General features: G+C 77.6%; 16 protein-coding genes and 1 pseudogene. 12 read left to right on the top strand and 5 right to left on the bottom strand.

Annotated elements, in window-relative coordinates; all coding sequences use genetic code 11:
- Positions 1-286: 286 nt before the first annotated feature.
- The 11 genes and pseudogenes from K7I03_RS32040 to K7I03_RS31990 all read left to right on the top strand — a co-directional run bounded on the left by K7I03_RS32040 (position 287) and on the right by K7I03_RS31990 (position 12,568).
- Positions 287-1,252 (top strand): UDP-glucuronic acid decarboxylase family protein, encoded by a 966-nt coding sequence (locus K7I03_RS32040; protein WP_185945452.1) that lies wholly within the window; start codon positions 287-289, stop codon positions 1,250-1,252.
- Positions 1,253-1,311: 59 nt separating this feature from the next.
- Positions 1,312-2,967, top strand: a complete 1,656-nt coding sequence (locus K7I03_RS32035; protein WP_185945453.1) for a carbamoyltransferase family protein — start codon at positions 1,312-1,314, stop codon at positions 2,965-2,967.
- Positions 2,964-4,046, top strand: a complete 1,083-nt coding sequence (locus K7I03_RS32030) for a glycosyltransferase family 2 protein (RefSeq protein ID WP_221903543.1) — start codon at positions 2,964-2,966, stop codon at positions 4,044-4,046. Before K7I03_RS32035 ends, K7I03_RS32030 begins: the two co-directional genes overlap by 4 nt.
- Complete coding sequence (locus tag K7I03_RS34460; protein ID WP_398858353.1) at positions 4,043-5,380, top strand: HAD-IIIA family hydrolase; 1,338 nt, start codon at positions 4,043-4,045, stop codon at positions 5,378-5,380. The genes K7I03_RS32030 and K7I03_RS34460 overlap by 4 nt, the downstream gene beginning before the upstream one ends.
- The gene (locus tag K7I03_RS32020; RefSeq protein WP_185945454.1) at positions 5,377-6,441 is read left to right on the top strand and encodes a glycosyltransferase family 9 protein; all 1,065 of its coding nucleotides are present in this window, start codon (positions 5,377-5,379) and stop codon (positions 6,439-6,441) included. Before K7I03_RS34460 ends, K7I03_RS32020 begins: the two co-directional genes overlap by 4 nt.
- Positions 6,438-7,400, top strand: coding sequence for a glycosyltransferase (locus K7I03_RS32015; protein WP_185945455.1), 963 nt, complete (start codon positions 6,438-6,440; stop codon positions 7,398-7,400). Before K7I03_RS32020 ends, K7I03_RS32015 begins: the two co-directional genes overlap by 4 nt.
- Entirely contained in the window at positions 7,397-8,635 is a 1,239-nt protein-coding gene (locus K7I03_RS32010; protein ID WP_185945456.1) for a glycosyltransferase, read from the top strand. The genes K7I03_RS32015 and K7I03_RS32010 overlap by 4 nt, the downstream gene beginning before the upstream one ends.
- Positions 8,632-9,234, top strand: a complete 603-nt coding sequence (locus K7I03_RS32005) for a D-sedoheptulose-7-phosphate isomerase (protein WP_185945457.1) — start codon at positions 8,632-8,634, stop codon at positions 9,232-9,234. Before K7I03_RS32010 ends, K7I03_RS32005 begins: the two co-directional genes overlap by 4 nt.
- 33 nt (positions 9,235-9,267) lie before the next feature.
- A pseudogene (gene rfaE2 / locus K7I03_RS32000) lies at positions 9,268-10,647 on the top strand (D-glycero-beta-D-manno-heptose 1-phosphate adenylyltransferase); the annotation flags it as partial.
- A 599-nt stretch (positions 10,648-11,246) separates the two neighbouring features.
- Positions 11,247-12,344: a glycosyltransferase family 9 protein gene (locus K7I03_RS31995; protein WP_224347751.1), complete on the top strand. Its 1,098-nt coding sequence runs from the start codon at positions 11,247-11,249 to the stop codon at positions 12,342-12,344.
- Complete coding sequence (locus tag K7I03_RS31990) at positions 12,341-12,568, top strand: DUF6480 family protein (RefSeq protein ID WP_185945459.1); 228 nt, start codon at positions 12,341-12,343, stop codon at positions 12,566-12,568. The genes K7I03_RS31995 and K7I03_RS31990 overlap by 4 nt, the downstream gene beginning before the upstream one ends.
- Positions 12,569-12,646: 78 nt before the next feature.
- Here the strand turns inward: K7I03_RS31990 and K7I03_RS31985 are convergent, their stop codons facing one another.
- The 4 genes from K7I03_RS31985 to K7I03_RS31970 all read right to left on the bottom strand — a co-directional run bounded on the left by K7I03_RS31985 (position 12,647) and on the right by K7I03_RS31970 (position 16,769).
- A complete protein-coding gene (locus tag K7I03_RS31985) occupies positions 12,647-13,873 on the bottom strand; it encodes an MFS transporter (protein ID WP_398858599.1) in 1,227 nt (408 codons plus the stop codon).
- Positions 13,874-14,572: 699 nt separating this feature from the next.
- Positions 14,573-15,250, bottom strand: a complete 678-nt coding sequence (locus K7I03_RS31980) for a UdgX family uracil-DNA binding protein (RefSeq protein ID WP_185945460.1) — start codon at positions 15,248-15,250, stop codon at positions 14,573-14,575.
- Positions 15,247-16,212 (bottom strand): SDR family NAD(P)-dependent oxidoreductase, encoded by a 966-nt coding sequence (locus tag K7I03_RS31975; protein WP_185945461.1) that lies wholly within the window; start codon positions 16,210-16,212, stop codon positions 15,247-15,249. The genes K7I03_RS31980 and K7I03_RS31975 overlap by 4 nt, the downstream gene beginning before the upstream one ends.
- 29 nt (positions 16,213-16,241) lie before the next feature.
- The gene (locus K7I03_RS31970) at positions 16,242-16,769 is read right to left on the bottom strand and encodes a DUF1360 domain-containing protein (RefSeq protein WP_221903545.1); all 528 of its coding nucleotides are present in this window, start codon (positions 16,767-16,769) and stop codon (positions 16,242-16,244) included.
- A gap of 163 nt (positions 16,770-16,932) precedes the next feature.
- Here K7I03_RS31970 and K7I03_RS31965 point away from each other — a divergent pair, with 163 nt between their 5' ends.
- The gene (locus K7I03_RS31965) at positions 16,933-17,943 is read left to right on the top strand and encodes an SMP-30/gluconolactonase/LRE family protein (RefSeq protein ID WP_224347322.1); all 1,011 of its coding nucleotides are present in this window, start codon (positions 16,933-16,935) and stop codon (positions 17,941-17,943) included.
- A 13-nt stretch (positions 17,944-17,956) separates the two neighbouring features.
- On the opposite strand, the gene K7I03_RS31960 is transcribed toward K7I03_RS31965, so the two are convergent.
- A complete protein-coding gene (locus K7I03_RS31960; protein ID WP_185945462.1) occupies positions 17,957-18,280 on the bottom strand; it encodes a plasmid stabilization protein in 324 nt (107 codons plus the stop codon).
- Positions 18,281-18,410 lie beyond the last annotated feature (130 nt).

Raw genomic sequence — 18,410 nt, 5'->3', positions numbered from 1 at the left:
GACGCTTCTAGCCGAGCCGCATTCGCTACGGCGGGTCACGACCGCGAGCCCCGGGTGAGACCGGGGACACGAGCCCGGGAGAACCGGGCCGGGTGACCGCCCCCGCGCCGGGCCCTCGGAGGCCGGCGAGCAGAAGCAGAACTCCATTCCGCGTCGTCCCCGGGCCCCGGCCGCCGGACGGTCCGGCGCCGCGGCAGCCCTCCCGACGGGACGACGACAGCCGGTCCCTCACCGGCGGGCCGTACCGCACCGAAGGACCGGTGCCCGTACGCGAAGGAGTGTGATCATGGACGAACGACGCTGGACCCGTGCGGTGATCACCGGAGGAGCGGGTTTCGTCGGATCCCACCTGTGCGAACGGCTGCTGGCCGAGGGCACCGAGGTGTGCTGCGTGGACAACCTCGCCACGGGATCGCGCGACAACATCGCCCATCTGGAAGGGGATCCGCGGTTCTCCTTCGTCCGTGCCGACGTCTCCGACCCGGCCGCCCTGGCCGCCGTCCCCGGCCCGGTGGACCTGGTCCTGCACCTCGCCTGCCCGGCCTCGCCCGCCGACTACCTGCGGCTGCCGATTCAGACCATGGAGGTGGGCAGCAACGGCACCCGGGCGGCCCTGGAGCTCGCCCGCCGGAACGCCGCCCGCTTCCTGCTGACCTCCACCTCCGAGGTGTACGGCGATCCGCTCGAACACCCTCAGCGCGAGGACTACTGGGGCAACGTCAACCCGATCGGCCCGCGCAGCGTCTACGACGAGTCCAAGCGCTACGCCGAGGCCCTGGTCGCCGCCTACCGGCGCACCCACGGCACGGACACCGCCATCGTCCGCCTCTTCAACACCTACGGCCCCCGGATGCGGGCCGACGACGGGCGGGCGGTGCCCACCTTCATCCGGCAGGCGCTCGACGGCGAGCCGCTGACGGTGGCCGGCGACGGCGGCCAGACGCGGTCGCTGACGTACATCGACGACACGGTGGACGGCATCCTGGCGCTCGCCGCCCGCGGCCACCCCGGCCCGGTCAACATCGGCGGGACGGACGAGACCACCGTCCTCGAACTGGCCCGCTTCATCGTGGACCTGACCGGCTCCGCCTCGGTGATCGAGTTCGTGGACCGGCCGGTCGACGACCCCGGCAAGCGCCGTCCCGACACCACGCTGGCCCGCCGCCTGCTCGGCTGGTCGCCCCGCGTGGACTGCGCGGAGGGCCTCAAGCGGACCGTGGAGTGGTTCGCGCGGACGGCCCCCGCCGCGTAACCCCCTTTCCCGGTCCCGCGGCGTCCCGGCGTCCGACCCCACCAGAGACGGAGCACGGCATGCGCATCCTCGGTATCAACGCCCTCTTCCACGACCCGGCCGCGGCGCTGGTCGCCGACGGGCGGATCGTCGCCGCCGCCGAGGAGGAGCGGTTCTCCCGGCGCAAGCACGGCAAGCGGCCGGTGCCGTTCGCGGCCTGGGAGCTGCCGGTGCTCTCCGCCCGGTGGTGCCTGGAACACGCCGGTCTGAGCCCCGGCGACCTGGACGCCGTCGCCTACTCCTACGACCCGGCGCTCGCCCTGCCCGCCGCCGAGATGGGGCTCGACGACCCGTGGGACCACCTGCGGCAGACCTACGCCCGCGAGGCGCCGGCCTTCCTCGCCGACGCCCTGCCAGGCCTGGACCCCGCGCGCGTCCGCTTCGTCGCCCACCACGTGGCGCACGCCGCGTCCGCCGGCCTCGCCGCCCCGCACGCCGACAGCGCGGTCCTCGTCCTGGACGGGCGCGGCGAGTGCGCCTCGCACCTGGCCGGCCGCTACACCGGCGGCGACCTGGAGGTGCTCGCCACCCAGCGGCTGCCGCAGTCCCTGGGCCTGGTCTACGAGGAACTCACCGCGCACCTGGGCTTCCTGCGCAGCAGCGACGAGTACAAGGTGATGGCCCTCGCGGCGTACGGGAAGCCGCGCTTCCTGACCGAGGTGCGGAAGTACCTGCACGCCACGGAGGACGGCGGGTTCCGGGCGAGCGCGGTGCCCTGGGCGGCGCTCACCGAGCCGCGCGCCCCCGGCCAGGAGTGGACGCAGGACCACGCCGACCTCGCCGCCAGCACCCAGCAGTGCCTGGAGGAGCTCCTGCTGGACCTGGCGCGCTGGCTGCACGCCCGCACCGGCGCCGAGTCGCTGGCCATGGCCGGCGGCGTCGCCCTCAACTGCGTCGCCAACTCCCGGATCGCCGTGGAGGGTCCGTTCCGCCGGGTGTGGGTGCAGCCCGCCGCCGGCGACGCGGGCACGGCGCTGGGCGCCGCGCTCCAGCTCGCCGCGGACGGCGGCGCCCCCACCGCGCCGATGGACGGCGCCGACCTGGGCCGCGGCTGGTCCGACGAGGAGCTGCGCGGGTGGCTGGAGCGGGCCCGGGTGCCGTACGAGCGGCCGCCGGACATCGCGGCGGCGGTGGCCGAGACGCTGGCCGCGGACGGGATCGTCGCCTGGTTCCAGGGCCGCAGCGAGTACGGGCCCCGGGCGCTCGGCCACCGGTCGCTGATGGCCCACCCCGGCCGGGCCGAGAACCTGGAGCGGCTCAACCACGTCAAGGGGCGCGAGGAGTTCCGGCCGGTCGCGCCGATGGTCCTCGCCGACCGGGCGGCCGAGATCTTCGAAGGGCCGCTGCCCAGCCCGTACATGCTGTTCGTGCACGGCGTGGCCCGGCCGTGGCGGGACCGCATCCCGGCGGTCGTGCACGTGGACGGCACGGCCCGGATCCAGACCGTGGAGCCGCGGCGGGAGCCGCTGGTGGCCCGGATGCTCGCCGAGTTCGAACGCCGCACCGGGCTGCCCGTCGTCGTCAACACCAGCCTGAACACGGCCGGCCGGCCGATGGTCGACGACCCGCGCGACGCGCTGGAGTGCTTCGGCTCCGCGCCCGTGGACCTGCTGGCCATCGGGCCGTACGCGGTCCGGCGCGGCGGGGCGTACGCCGGGGGGAGGGCGTCGGCATGAACGCCTCTCCCGGAACGGTGAGTTCCTTCTCCTACGCGGTGGTGATCCCCACCGTCGGGCGGCCCTGCCTCGCCGACTGCCTCGACGCGCTGGCGTCCTCGGCGGGCCCCGAGCCCCGCGAGGTGGTCGTCGTCGACGACCGCCGGGGCCCGCGGCACGCCCGGCCGCCGCTGCCGCTGGCGGCCCTGGGGACGCTGCGGCCCCGCGCGTCGGTGCTCAGCGCCGGCGGCCGGGGACCGGCCGCGGCCCGCAACACCGGCTGGCGCGCGGTGGACAGCCCCTGGGTCGTCTTCCTCGACGACGACGTCCGGGTGGGGCCCGCGTGGCGCGACGACCTGGCCGGCGACCTGCTGCGGGCGGGTCCGGACGTGGCCGGCGTCCAGGGCGTCATCGAGGTGCCGCTGCCGTCCGGGCGGCGTCCCACCGACTGGGAGCGCAACACCGCCGGACTCGCGGACGCCCGCTGGGCCACGGCCGACATGGCGTACCGCACCGCCGCCCTGGAGGCGGTGGGCGGCTTCGACGAGCGCTTCCCCCGCGCCTTCCGCGAGGACGCCGACCTGGCACTGCGCGTCCTGGCGGCCGGCCGGCGGCTGGAGCGCGGCACCCGGACGACCCTGCACCCGGTACGCCCGGCCGGCCCCTGGGTGTCGGTGCGCACCCAGGTCGGCAACGCCGACGACGCGCTGATGCTGCGGCTGCACGGCTCCGACTGGTGGGAGCGGGCCGGGGCGCCGCGCGGACGGCTGCGCGGACACGCCATGGTGACCGCGGCCGGCACGCTGGCGGCGGCCCTGGCCGTCTCCGGCCATCCGGGCGCGGGCGCGGCGGCGGCCGTCGGCTGGGCGCTGGGCACGGCCGAGTTCGCCTGGGCCCGGATCGCACCGGGTCCGCGGACCGTGCCCGAGGTGGCGGCGATGCTCGCGACCAGCGCGGTCATCCCGCCGCTGGCGGTCTGCCACCGGCTGCGCGGCACCTGGCGGCACCGCGGCGTCCGCCCGGTACGGCCGGCGGCGCGCGGCCCGCTCGTCGTCCCGGTGCCGTTGCGGACCGCCCCGCGCAAGGGGGTGCGGCCATGACCGCCGACCGGCTCCCGGCCGCCGTGCTGTTCGACCGGGACGGCACGCTGGTCCGCGACGTGCCCTACAACGGCGACCCGGCCCGGGTCGTCCCCGCCCCCGGCGCCCGGCAGGCCGTGTCCCTGCTGCGGCGGCTGGGCGTGCCCCTCGGGGTGATCAGCAACCAGTCGGGCGTGGCGCGCGGCCTGTTGACGCCGGCCCAGGTCGACCGGGTGAACGCACGCGTCGAACGGCTCCTCGGCCGGTTCGACGTCTGGGCGGTCTGCCCGCACGGCCCCCACGACGGCTGCCCCTGCCGCAAGCCCGCCCCGGGCCTGGTCCTGACGGCCGCCCGCACGCTGGGCGTCGACCCCGAGGACTGCGTCGTCATCGGCGACATCGGCAGCGACATGGACGCGGCGGTGGCGGCCGGCGCCTCGGGCGTCCTCGTCCCGACGCGGGCGACGCGGCTGGAGGAGGTGGCGCGGGCGGCGTGCTGGGCGCCGGACCTGCCGGCGGCGGTACGGCTCGCGCTCGCGCGCCGCACGGGCGGCGGCACGACTGCCGCCGAAACCCCGGCGGCCTCCCCCGTCTCCCCCGCCACCACCGGCGCCCCGGGCCCCTCCCGCACGGCCTCCGGCAGCGGCATCCCGCCCGGTACGGGGCCCCGAGCCGCGGGCGGCGGTGCCGACGGCACGGGCGGAAGCGGGACCGCCCGCGTCCGAGCCGTACGCAAAGCGCTCCCGGCCACGGTGAACCGTGAACCGCGCGGTGCCGTGAGCGTCCGTGAGCCGTCCGGGTCTCCGCTCCGCCGGGGCCTGCACCCGGCCACGCCGGGCGTAATGGGCGGCGACGCTGACGCCGGAACGCCCGGCGCCGCGCTCCGCCACGGCGACGGGACCGGGCCCGGGCGCGCGCCCGGCGAGGCTCCCGGCGCCTCGGGTCGGCACGGACACCCGTACACCCGTCCGACCACTCTCCGCCCGGAAGCGCCGACCGGTTCACCCGCCACCCCACCGACCGGCAAGAACGCCGACGACCCCGGCCCCCACGGACACCCCGCCGCCCACCCGGAGACCGGCCGCACCACGCCCGCGCCGGGTGGCGGTGACGCGGCCCGCACCGTCGCGCCCCGGCCGGCCGCGGGCGGGCCGGTCGCGGGCGGGCCGGTCGCGGGCGGGCCGGTCGCGGGCGGGTCGGCCGGCTCCGGCGGACCGGCCCAGGATCCCGGCGACGACAGCGTCCGCGCCGTCCGGCGGCCGGGCCTCGGGGCCGGAGCGACGTCGCCGGCCACGGGAGCGGGACGGCCCACCCGTGCAGGCGCCCCGGACCCGGCGGAAGGGGGCCGGCCGTGAAAGCGCTCGTAGCCCGTCTCGACAGTTTCGGGGACGTCCTGCTCGCCGGTCCCGCGGTGCGGGCCGTCGCCGCCGGGGCCGAGCGGACGACGCTGCTGTGCGGGCCGCGCGGCGCGCCCGCCGCGCGGATGCTGCCCGGCGTGGACGAGGTGGTGGTGTGGGACGCGCCGTGGGTGGGGTTCGAGCCGCCGGCGGTGGAGCGGGCGGACGTCGAGGCGTTCGTCGGGCGGATCGCCGCGGACCCGCCGGACGTCGGCCTGATCCTCACCTCGTTCCACCAGAGCCCGCTGCCCCTGGCCCTGCTGCTGCGGCTCGCCGGGGTGGAGCGTCTCGCGGCGGACTCCGTCGACTATCCGGGCGCCCTCCTGGACGTACGGCACCGGCGGGGGCCGCGCCGGCACGAGGCGGCCGCCGCGCTGGACCTCGCCGAGGCGGCCGGCTTCCGGCTGCCGGAGGGGGACGACGGGCGGCTCGCCGTCCGGGAACCGCCGGAACCGCTCCCGGAGTTGCGGGACGGGTCCGGCTACATCGTCGTGCATCCCGGCGCCGCCGTGCCCGCCCGCCGCTGGAGCGGCGACCGGTGCGCGGCGGCGGTCCGGTCGCTGACCCGGGCCGGCTACCGGGTGGTGGTCACCGGCGGCGCCGGGGAACGGGAGCTGACCGCGGCGGTCGCCGGCGGCGTCGCCCTCGACCTGGGCGGGCGGACCGGTCCGGCCGAGCTGGCCGGGGTGCTGGCGCGGGCCGCCGCCGTCGTGGTGGGCAACACCGGCCCGGCGCACCTGGCGGCGGCCGTGGGCACGCCGGTGGTGTGCCTGTTCGCCCCGGTTGTGCCGGCCGAGCGCTGGGCGCCGTACGGGGTGCCGCACGTGCTGCTCGGGGACGAGCGGGCGCCCTGCGCGGGCAGCAGGGCCCGGGAGTGTCCGGTGCCCGGCCACCCGTGCCTGAACGGGGTGTCCCCCGAGGACGTGCTGGCCGCCGTGGAGAAGCTGACCGGGCGCACGCCCGGCCTGGAGCCCCCGCGAGGGACCCATCCGACGGAACGGACGGAGCGAACGCCATGAGGATCCTGCTATGGCACGTGCACGGCTCGTGGACGACGGCGTTCGTCCAGGGCCCGCACACCTACCTGGTGCCGGTGACGCCGGACCACGGCCCGGACGGGCTGGGCCGGGCGGCCACCTTCGACTGGCCGGAGTCGGTCGTCGAGGTGCCCCCGGCGGAGCTCCGGGAAACGGACGTGGACCTGCTGGTCCTGCAACGCCCGCACGAGATCGAGCTGGCCCGGGAGTGGCTGGGCCGCCGGCCGGGCGCCGACGTCCCCACGGTCTACCTGGAGCACAACGCGCCGGGCGGGCCGGTCCCGGACACCCGGCACCCGGCCGCGGACCGCCCGGAGCTGACGGTCGTCCACGTCACGCACTTCAACCGGCTGATGTGGGACTGCGGGACGACGCCCACCGCCGTCATCGAGCACGGCATCGTCGACCCCGGCCCGCTGTGGACGGGCCGGCTGGAGCGGGCCGCCGTGGTCGTCAACGAGCCCCTGCGGCGCGGCCGGACCACCGGCACGGACCTGCTCCCGTACTTCTCCGAGGCCGCCCCGCTGGACGTGTTCGGCATGGGGACGGAGGGGATCGCCGCGGAGCTGGGCGTCCCGGAGGAGCGCTGCCGGGGCCGGGAGCTCGTCCAGAGCGCCCTGCACCACGCCCTGGCCGAGCGCCGGGTGTACCTGCACCCGGTCCGCTGGACGTCGCTGGGCCTGTCGCTGCTGGAGGCGATGCACCTCGGCATGCCGGTGGTGGCACTGGCCACCACCGAGGCGTGCGAGGCGGTGCCGCCGGGCGCGGGGGTGCTGTCCAACCGGTTGGACGTGCTGCACGACGCCGTCCGCGGCTTCGTCGCCGAACCGGAGCTGGCCCGCGAGACGGGCCGCGCGGCCCGGAAGGCGGCCCTGGCCCGGTACGGGCTGCCCCGGTTCCTGGACGACTGGGACCGGTTGATCAAGGAGGTGACGCGATGAGGATCGCCATGGTGTCCGAGCACGCGAGCCCGCTCGCCGCGCTCGGCGGCCCCGACGCGGGGGGCCAGAACGTCTACGTGGCGCGGCTGGCGGACCTGCTCGCCGAGCGCGGCCACGAGGTGACCGTCTACACGCGGCGGGAGGACGCGACATCGCCGGACCGGGTGCCGCTGCCGTCCGGCGCGGTGGTGGAACACGTCCGCGCCGGCCCCGACCGGTACGTGCCCAAGGACCGGCTGCTGGCCCACATGCCGCACTTCGGCGGGCACGTGGCCCGGGCCTGGCGGCACGACCGGCCGGACGTGGTGCACGCCCACTTCTGGATGTCCGGCCTGGTGGCACTGATGGGCACGCACGGGCTCGGGGTGCCCGTCGTCCAGACGTACCACGCGCTGGGCACGGTGAAGCGGCGGCACCAGGGCAAGGCGGACACCAGCCCGCCGGAGCGGCTGGAGGTGGAGCGGACCATCGGCGCGTCCTGCGCGCGGATCCTGGCCACCTGTTCCGACGAGGTGGACGAGCTGGAGCTGATGGGCGTCGCCCGGGACCGCTGCTCGGTGGTGCCGTGCGGCGTGGACACCGAGCACTTCTCGGCCCGCGGCCGGGTCGCGCTGACCCCGGCCCGCCGGGCCCGGCACCGGCTGCTGGTGGTCGGCCGGCTCGTCCCCCGCAAGGGCGTCGACCTGGCCCTGAAGGCACTCCAGCGCATCCCCGACGCCGAGTTGGTGGTGGCCGGCGGGCCGCCCGTCGACGGGCTGCTGAAGGATCCGGAGGCGGTACGGCTGCTGGGCCTGGCCCGCCGGCTGCGGGTCGCCGACCGGCTGGTGCTGCTGGGCTGCGTACCGCACGAGGAGATGCCCGCGCTGATCCGCAGCGCCGACATCGTGCTCTGTACCCCGGTGTACGAGCCGTTCGGCATCGTGCCGCTGGAGGCGATGGCCTGCGGCGTCCCGGTGGTGGCCACGGACGTGGGCGGGCACCGCGACACGGTGGCGCACGGCACGACCGGGCTGCTGGTCCCGCCGGGGAAGCACGTCGAACTGGCCGACGCCGTGACCGGGTTGCTCGCCGATCCCGAGCGGATCGCGGCGTACGGCCGCGAGGGGCGGGCCCGGGCGGTCGCCCGGTACGGCTGGGAGACCGTCGCGGAAGGCGTCGAACGGGTCTACGAACGGGTCGCGGACCGGGTCGCCGAACCGGCCCCCGTCGCCTCGGGATCGGGAGGTGTGCGATGACCGTCACCCGTACCGTACGGCCGCCGGACACCACAGGCGGCGACCACTGCGGCCGGCTGCTGTCGGCCCTGGAGCTGTTCCGCGCGGAGCAGGCGGCCGTCGCCGAGCGCTGGGGCCGGCGGCTGGCCGGGGTGCTGTCCGCTGGCGGCCGGCTGCTGGCCGCCGGCAACGGCGGCAGCGCCGCCCAGGCGCAGCACCTGACCGCCGAGCTGGTCGGCCGCTACCGCGACGACCGGCCGCCGTTCTCGGCCATCGCGCTGCACGCCGACACCTCCAGCTGCACGGCGATCGTCAACGACTACGGCCCGGACGAGCTGTTCGCCCGCCAGGTGCGGGCGCACGCGCGCCCCGGCGACGTGCTGGTCCTGCTGTCGACGAGCGGGGCCAGCCCCAACCTGCTGGCCGCCGCGGCGGCGGGCCGCGCCTCCGCCATGGAGGTGTGGTCGCTGACCGGCCCGGCCCCCAACCCGCTGGCGGAGGCCGGCCACGACCGGCTGTGCGTGGCGGCGGGGACGACGGCGAACGTCCAGGAACTGCACCTGGTGGCGGTGCACCTGCTGTGCGCCGCGTTCGACGCGGCGCTGGCGACGAGCCCGTAGGACACCGCTGCGGAACGACAGTTGGGAGCCCCCATGACGCCCCGGACCCCCCTGCTGGTCGTCGGCGACGCGCTGCTCGACCGCGACCTGGCCGGCACCGCGGACCGGCTCGCGCCGGACGCGCCCGTCCCGGTGCTGGACGACTGCGAGGAGCGGCTGCGGCCGGGCGGCGCCGCGCTGGCCGCCTACCTGGCGGCGCGGGCGGGCCGGCCCGTCACGCTGGTCACGCCCCTGGGCACGGACCCGGCCGCCCGCCAGGTGCGCGAACTCCTCGAACCCTGGCTCCGGTTGGTCCCCCTGCCGGCGGACGGGCCACTGCCGGAGAAGACCCGGGTGATGGCGGGCGGCCGGCCCGTCGTCCGGCTCGACCGGGGGGCCGGCCGCGCGGCCGGCGTCACCGAGCGGGCCCTGGAGGCCGTCGCGGAGGCCCACGCGATCCTCGTCGCCGACTACGCCCGGGGCACGGCCGACGTCCTCCGGGACACGCTCGCCGCCCGGGCGCCGCACACCGCCCTGGTCTGGGACCCGCACCCGCGCGGCCGGCCGCCGGTGCGCGGCGCGCGGCTGGTGACGCCGACCGGCGAGGAGGCCCGCCGGTTCGCCTCGGAAACGGCCGACACCGATGGCGACGCCCTGGGCGCGATCGCCCGCACGGCGGCCGAACTCGTCCGCCGCTGGCACGCGGTGAGCGTCGCGGTCACCCTCGGCGGGCGCGGCGCGCTGCTCTCGCAGGGCGACAGCCCGCTGCTGGTGCCGACCGCCGCCCGGCACAGCGGCGACGCGTGCGGCGCCGGGGACTGCTTCGCCGCGACGGCCGCGGGCCTGCTCGGCGACGGCGCCCTGCCCGCCGAGGCCGTCCAGGAGGCGGTGTCGGCGGCCACCCGCTATGTGGCGGAGGGCGGCCCGCGCGCGGTGTCCGGCGGCCCCAGCCCGGCCCCGCCGTTCGCCGGCGGCACGGACACCGACGCGCTGCGCCTGGCCCGCCGGGTCCGCGCGGCGGGCGGCACGGTCGTGGCGGCGGGCGGCTGCTTCGACCTGCTGCACGCCGGCCACGTCAGCCTGCTCCAGCAGGCCCGGGGCATCGGCGACTGCCTGATCGTCTGCCTCAACTCGGACGCCTCCGTCCACCGCCGCAAGGGCGACGGCCGCCCGATCAACCCCCTGCACGACCGCATCAGGGTCCTCCGCGCCCTCCAGTGCGTCGACGCGGTCGCCGTCTTCGACGAGGACACCCCCGAGGCCCTCCTCTCCGAACTCCGCCCGCACATCTGGGTCAAGGGCGGCGACTACGCCGTCGAACAGCTTCCGGAGGCCCCCCAACTCGCCTCCTGGGGCGGCCAGGCCGTCCTCCTCCCCTACCTGGACGGCCGCTCCAGCACGCTGCTGGCGACACGGGCGGCTTCGTGCGCGGAGCGCGGGGGCCCCCGGCGCCCGGCCAACGGGACGGACCGTCCGCCGGCCGCCGGTGCCGTGCGCGCGGCCACGGCCGGAGGCGCGGCACGGGCGGGGAGCCCTCCGGACGCGTCGGTGGGCGCGGGGCCGGCCACGGACGCGGTGACGGCGGAAGCCCCGGACGCCCGGCGTCCCGACGCGGCTTCGGCCCACGCCGGCCGGGGCGGAACCGCGACCGGGGGCCCGGAACCCGGCACCGGCCGGTCACCGGCAGGAGGCGCACCGAATGGGCGCACCTGTGCGGGACCGGGCACGAGCACGGCGGCGGTAGGGGGCCCGGGTGCCGGCCCGGCCACGGCTCGCGGCCGGCGGCCGGAGAGCGGCGTCGGCGCGGACGCGGCGCGCGGAGCGGGGGGCGGGCACGCTGCCGGAGGCGGCGGGATGTCCGGCCGCGCCGGCGCGGGAGACGGTGCGCGTGCGGCGGGGCGTGCCGGAGACGGCCCGGTCGTCGACCCTCCGGGGGCCCGGCACGGTGCTCGTGGCGGTGCCTCCCGCCGTACGGGACCCGCGCGGAACGAGCGACGGTGAGCGCGAGACCGGCCGGGGGCCACGGCTCGCGGGTGGTACGGCCGTCCGGCGCGGCCGCGCCGCCGGAGCGCCCCCGGCTGCTGGCGCTCCGCGCCCTGGGGCTCGGCGATCTGCTCGCGGGCGTACCCGCGCTGCGGGCGCTGCGCCGGGCGCACCCGGAGCACGAGATCGTGCTCGCCGCGCCGGCGGACCTCGCGCCCGTCGCCGCCGTCACGGGCGCCGTCGACCGGCTGCTCCCGGCGTCCGCGCCCGGACGGGCCGTGCCGGGCGCCCTCGCCTGGACCGGCCGCCCGCCGGAGGTGGCCGTCGACCTGCACGGCAACGGGCCGCCGAGCCACCGGCTGCTCTCCGCGCTGCGGCCGGGGCGGCTGCTGGCGTTCGCCCACCCGGACACCCCCGACATCGACGGGCCGCCCTGGCGGGCGGACGAACACGAGCGCGAGCGCTGGTGCCGACTGCTGCGCTCCTACGGCGTCCCGGCCGACGCCGGCGACCTGGCCCTGCCGCGTCCGGAAGCCCCGTCCCCGGCCCCCGGGGCGGTGGTCGTGCACCCCGGCGCGGCCTCGCCCGCCCGCCGCTGGCCGGCGGAGCGGTGCGCGGCGGTGGTGCGCGCCCTCGTCGCGGCGGGCCGCGACGTGGTGGTCACGGGCGGGCCCGGGGAGGAGGAGCTCGTACGGGAGGTGGCGGTGGCGGGCGCGCGTCCGCTGGCCGGCGGGCTGCCGTTCGCCGCTCTGTCGGCGCTCGTCGCGGGGGCGGAGGCGGTCGTCAGCGGGGACACGGGCATCGCCCATCTGGCCGTGGCCCACGCCACGCCGAGCGTCACCCTCTTCGGTCCCGTCTCCCCCGCGCTCTGGGGTCCGCCGCCGATCCCGCGCCACCGGGCGCTGTGGCACCCGGGCCCGCCGGGCGACCCCCACGGGCGCGCCCCGGACCCGCTGCTGCTGCGGATCGGGGTGGACGAGGTTCTGGAGGCTGTGGGGTCGGCGACGGGCCGGGAGGAAGGGGTACGGCGGATCCGGGGCACACGCCCCGCATGGCCCCCGCCCCCGCCACCCGGCACCCTGAAGACGAAGGCGACAACCACCGGCACACCACGGGGGACGACACGACAGGAAGGCGAACCGCCATGACCGGCAGCAACCCCGATCCGGACCCGGCCCGCACCCCCGGCCTGGAGCCCGGCGGCGGCGTACCGCCGGGCGAGACGCCGCCCGGCGAGGACAGCACGGGCGGCGCGGGCCCCCGCGAGACCTACAACCCGACGCGGGGCTGGGCGAAGGGGCCGCTCGTCGCGATCGGCGCCCTCGTCCTGGTCTTCGTGGTGACGGTGATCGTCTGGGCCGCGCTGGTGTGAGGCGCCCCGGGACGGAGGGGCGCTCGGCGGCCGGTCCCACGCCGGGTGCCGCCCAGCCGGTCCGGTGCCGGGTGCCGCTCAGGCCGCCGTCTGGAAGGCCGGCTCGGCGACCGGCGCCACCGCCGGGCGGACGGCGGGCGCGCCCCGCCGGCGGCGGAACAGCATGCCCGCGCCGATGACGGCCGTGATGACCACACCGCCGATCACGAGCGCGCCGCGCTCGCCCGCGCCCTGCACGAGGAGGCCCAGCAGCGGCGGCCCGGCGAGGCCCCAGGCGGTGCTGACGCTGCGCCAGACGCCGAGGACGCGGCCGCGCATGTGCGGCGGCGGGTCGGTCTGCAGGACGGTCGTGGTGGCCGTGTCGGAGACGGACTCGACGATCGCCATCGGCACCACCATCACCAGCAGCATCATCAGCATCGGGCTCACGCCCGCCGCGATCTGGAGCACCGCGCCCGCCGCGGCGAGCAGCGCGACCAGCCGCACGGTCGGCTTGCGCAGCCGGCCGGCCACCACGGCACCCACGATGCCGCCGACGGCGAGCAGCGCGGAAACCAGCCCGTAGGCGCCGGCGCCGCCGTGCAGCGGCCCGGTGACGAGGGTGGCGAGGGTCAGCTGGTAGTTGCGGCCGAGGACGGCGCTGACGGCGGCGATCACCGCGAGGGCGACCAGCGTGCGCCGGCTGAGGAAGAACGCCAGGCCACCGCGCCCGCCCGACGCCGCCGCGTCGGCCGGAGCGGCGGCCGCCGCGGCGGCGTCCGGGTGCAGCTTGAGGAACGGGATGACCGCGGTCACGAACAGGAACGACGCGCCGTTCAGCGCGTAGGCGCCCGCCGTGCCGATGGTGGCGATGCCGACGGCCGCGAGGGCGGTGCCGGCGAGCCGGCCGACGCTGTGCACGACCGAACCCAGGGCGATGGCCGAGGGCACGTCCTTCTCCGGGACGAGGTCGTTGCCCAGCAGCGAGGTCGCCGGGCCGTCGACGGTGGCGATCAGGCCGGTGACGGCGGCGAGGCCCATCAGGACGGGCACGGTGAGCATGCCGCAGCCCACCAGCACGGCGGTGGTGAAGGCCACGGCGGCCAGCAGCGCCTGGCTGACGGCGGCGGTGACCTTGCGCGGCAGCCGGTCCACGACGGCACCGCCGAGCAGCCCGAACAGCAGACCGGGCGCCGCCTGGACGGACAGCGAGAGGCCGGTCGCGGCGGCGGAGCCGGTCAGCTGGAGGACGAGCAGGTTCTGCACGGTCAGCTGCATCCAGGTGCCGAGGTTCGACACCAGGTTCGCGGCCGACCACCAGCGCATGCTGCGGCTGCGCAGACAGCGCCAGGGCGACCGGTCGCCCTGGCCACCGGCCGGACGGCGGGCGAGCAGGGCGCGGACCGGGCGCACGCGCGGGGCGGCATCGGTCGTGAGGGCGGCGGGCTGGGCTGGCGTGGGGCGCAAGGATCCGTCCGTGGGTAGGCGGGTCGGGCGGGCCGGCACGTTCGGGCCCCACGCGTCCGCGGGCCGCGATGGTCGCGTGCGGATCGTTCGTCCGGGCGTCGAAGACCCCGCCGGTCTTGAACGCGGCGGGGGCCGGGGACGCCGTGGACGGGCTCGCACGGTGGGCGGCGCTCCTGGCGTCCCGAACATCGTCACAAGCGGTTCCCCGCTGGGAGAAGTGTGGGGGGTGTGCGGTGGGTCACCACGGGTGAAGCCGCAGGTGGGGGGCGTGATCGTGGGCCAGTGGGCCCGGTCACAGGGTGGGGTGCCCCGGTCCCTCCCCCAGAGGGGGGACCCCCATTTCACCGTTTCCTGCGGGGTGGCCCTCCGCACCCCCTGAAACCGCGCTCCGCGCGGTTGTCCTCAAACGCCGGACGGGCTGGATATCGCGCCCGGGGGCACGATTCAGCCCGTCCGGCGTTTGAGGGAGCGGCGAAGCCGCGTCAGGGGGTCTGGGGGCGCAGCCCCCAGGAAACGGTGAAATGGGGGTCCCCCCTCTGGGGGAGGGACCGGGGCCCCTCACCCCAGCAGCCGCCCCGCCACCCGCAGATCCGCGACCAGCCCCCCGTACATCTCCGCCCGCCCCGCCTCGTCCGCCCGCAGAACCGTCGACGGATGAATCGTGGCGACGAGCACCCCCTCCCGGCCGTCCCCCGAGGGCAGCTCGAAAGGAAGCGGCACCCCCCGGTCCCGGTTGACCCGGAACCCCGACCCCAGCAACGACTTCCCGGCGGACGCGCCGAGCGCGACGACCACCTCCGGAGCCACCAGCCGCAGCTCCTCCGCGAGCCACGGCTTGCAGGCGCTGATCTCCCGCAGGCTCGGCGCCTTGTGGATGCGCCGCTTGCCGCGGGCCGCGGGCTCGAACTTGAAGTGCTTGACGGCGTTGGTGACGTACGTCTCGCCGGGGTCGAGGCCCGCCTCGGCGAGCGCCCGGTCCAGGACCCCGCCGGCCGGTCCGACGAAGGGATGTCCCTTGCGGTCCTCCTGGTCGCCGGGCTGCTCGCCGACGAGGAGGACGCGGGCCGAGGTGTCACCGGCACCGAAGACGGTCTGCGAGGCGTTCCGGTGGAGCGGGCAGCCGTGGCAGCCGGCCGCCGCGTCCCGCAGGGCGCCGAGGTCCGCGCCGGCGGGCACGAAGGGCGACGCGTCGTAGGCGTCCTCGCCGCCGGCCGGCCCCGCCGCGCCGCGGCTCATGGCCCGGTCCGCTGGTTGTAGCGGCGGGCGGCCCGGTCGTTGAGGACGGTGAGGCGGGCGACCGCGGCGGAGCCGAGCCGGCGGGCGGCCTGCCGGCCGGGGACGTCGTGCGCGGGGCCGGGCCCGCCGCGCGGCAGCAGCCGGGCGCCGAGGGTGAGGGCGCGGGTGGTGGTGGCGGGGGCCATGCCGTGCAGCCGGACGGCGGCCTTGGCGATGGGGGTGAGCACCAGCTCGGGGCGGCGGCGCTCGGCGGCGCGGACGATGGCGCGGGCGGCCCGCTCGGCGTCCATGGACAGCAGCGGCAGCCCGGAGGAGACCGCGAACCAGGCGTACTCGCGGGTGGGTTGGCCGCTGAAGCGGGCGGCCGTGTGCGAGCCGGTGCGCATCAGGCCGGGCAGGACGGTGGTGACGCTGATGCCGTCGGCGGCGAGTTCGGCCCGCAGGCCCTGGGAGAGGCCGGTGAGGGCGAACTTGGCGCCGGCGTAGGGCAGCAGGTGCGGGGCGGCGACCCGGCCGCCGAGGGAGGCGATGGTGACGATGCGCCCGCCGCCGCGTTCGCGCATCTCCGGCAGGGCGGTCAGGACGAGCCGCAGCGGGGCGAAGTACATGGTCTCCATGGCGTCGCGGAAGTCCGTCTCCGTCATCGCGGAGACGGGCCCCACCTGAATGTTGCCGGCGTTGTTGACGAGGATGTCGACGCCGCCGAACGCGGCGGTCGTGGCGTCGACGAGCCGCCGGGCGGCCGAGGGGCCGGTGACGTCGCAGGCGAGGGCGCGGACTTCGGCGCCTTCGGCACGCAGCATGCGTTCGGCCCGGCACAGTTCCTCGCCGTCGCGGGCGCAGATGAGCACCTTGCAGCCGCGGCGGCCGAGTTCGCGGGCGATGAGCAGGCCGAGCCCCCGGGAGGCGCCGGTCACCAGCGCGGCGCGGCCTTCCAGGCGGTCGTGGGACGGATGCGTCATGGAACCCTCCTTGACGGTCGCTTCGACCGTCACTCGCCGACGGCCTGCTGCATCCGGACCCGCGCGAACTGCAGCAGGTCGGAGCCGGTGAGCGCGGTGAGGGCGGCGGCGGCCAGCCGGGTGGGCCGGGGGGCGAAGACCAGCCCGGCCGCGAGCCCGCTGACGATCCACATGCCGGTGCAGAACGGGCAGGTGATCAGCTCGCCGACGACCTTGCGGGCGCCGTGGCCGCGCACCTCCTCCTCGACTTCGCCGGGGCCTCCGGCGCCGCGGAAGCGGGCGAACGGGACCCGCAGCGGGCTGGTCACGGAGTCCTTGGTGATCAGCCGGGACAGCCGGTGGGTGGCGCCCGCGCACAGCAGGACGTCCCACGGTCCGGGCTCGGGCACCCGGCGGCCGGCGAGCCGGGCGGCGCCGGCCAGGGCGGCGATGCCCGCGACGTACACGCCCATGGCTCCGGCGTACGCGCCGACGGGGTGGTCCTCGCCTCCGTAGGCGTCGCGTTCCTCGTCGGCGGCCCGCCGCAGGCGGTTCTCGGCGTCCTCGGGGCTCGGCATGGTGCCTCCTGCTGTGCGCGTCGTCGGTCGGTTCGGGTCCGTGCCGCGCCCCGCCCACCGTGCCACGGGGCGGCGGTGCGCGCACGTCGGCCGGGGACGGCCGTTTCCCGGGCGGTGCCGTGGGTACGCTCCCGGCCTCGTCCCGCCAGGAAGGGTTCTCCCGATGTCCTCGCGCAAACCCCCTCTCCGTCCGGTCGTCTGGCACCCGCCGCGCCGCCCCCGGGGCCCGGTCCCCGGCGCGGCGCGGGCCGGACTGCCCTCGGTGCGGCGGCTGCCGCTGGGCGCCGCCGGCCCGGAGGACGTCCGGTGGGACGCCGCCTCGGGCCGGCTGGTGACGGGGGTGGCGGACGGGCGGATCCTGTCCGTCGACCCGGCGGGCGGCCCGCCCCGGACGCTCGCCACCACCGGCGGCCGTCCGCTGGGCCTGTGGCCGCTCCCCGACGGGCGGCTGCTGGTGTGCGACGCCGCACGCGGGCTGCTGCGCCTCGACCCGGCGTCCGGGCGCACCGAGTCGCTGCTGGGGGCGGACGGCGATCCGCTGTGGGTGTGCAGCAACACGGTCGTCGCGCCGGACGGTGCCGTGTACGTCAGCGACGCCTCCGCCCGCTTTCCGCTGGAGCACTGGATGGGCGACCTGCTGGAGCACTCCGGCACCGGCCGGCTGCTGCGGTACGAGCCCGGGGCCGCGCGGCCCGAAGTGGTGCTGGACGGGCTGCAGTTCGCCAACGGCGTGGCCGTGACCGGCGACGGCTCCTCCGTCGTGGTCGCCGAGTCGGGGGCGTACCGGCTGACGCGCCTGTGGCTGACGGGCCCGCGGGCGGGCCGCCACGAGGTGTTCGCCGACGACCTCCCCGGTTTCCCCGACAACCTCTCCACCGGTCCGGACGGCCTCGTCTGGGTGGCTCTTGCGGGTCCGCGCGAGCCCGTGCTCGACCTGCTGCACCGGTCGCCGCCGGTGCTCCGGCGGGCCGTCTGGGCGCTGCCGTCCGCGCTGCTGCCGGGCCCGCGGCCGGTCGCCCGGCTGCTGGCGCTGGACGCGGCGGGCCGGGTGGTGCGGGACCTGCGGCGGCCGTCGCCCGGCTTCCGCATGGTGACCAGCGTGTGCGCCCACGCCGGGCGGCTGTATCTGGGCAGCCTGGTGGAGTCGGCGGTGGGGGTCGTGGAACTGCCGTGACCCGTCCGGGGTCTCAGCGTCCGAGGGCGCGCTTCAGCTCGTCCTTGTTCATCTGTGACCGTCCTTCGACGTTCTTCTTCTTGGCCTCTTCGTAGAGCTGGTCCCTGGTGGGGCCCTTGGCCCCGGAGTGCGACCGCTGCCCGCCCCGCTTGGAGGACGACATGTCCTGGAGGGAGGTGCGGCTGGCCGTCTTGGACTCGCCGGCGCGGGCGCGCTCCTTGTTGACCGTGCGGCTCGCGATCTCCTTGGCGCGCTTCTCGCTCGCGCCGCGCGACTCCGCGCTGTCCTTGATGTGCTCGTACTGCCGCTCGCGCTTGGGGCTGGATCCTGCGGGCATCGTGCTGCTCCTTCGCTCGCTGCGCTCGTTCCCCCCTGGGCTCGTCTGCCCTCACCGTGACACGCCATGCGGGCCGGCGCCGGGGGAACGGGACCGATCGGGGGCGGGGCGGCGGGCCCGCCGGGCGGCG

It is taken from the genome of Streptomyces mobaraensis (genome assembly GCF_020099395.1).
Lineage (GTDB): Bacteria > Actinomycetota > Actinomycetes > Streptomycetales > Streptomycetaceae > Streptomyces.
This window is presented reverse-complemented; position numbering and strand designations above follow the sequence as displayed.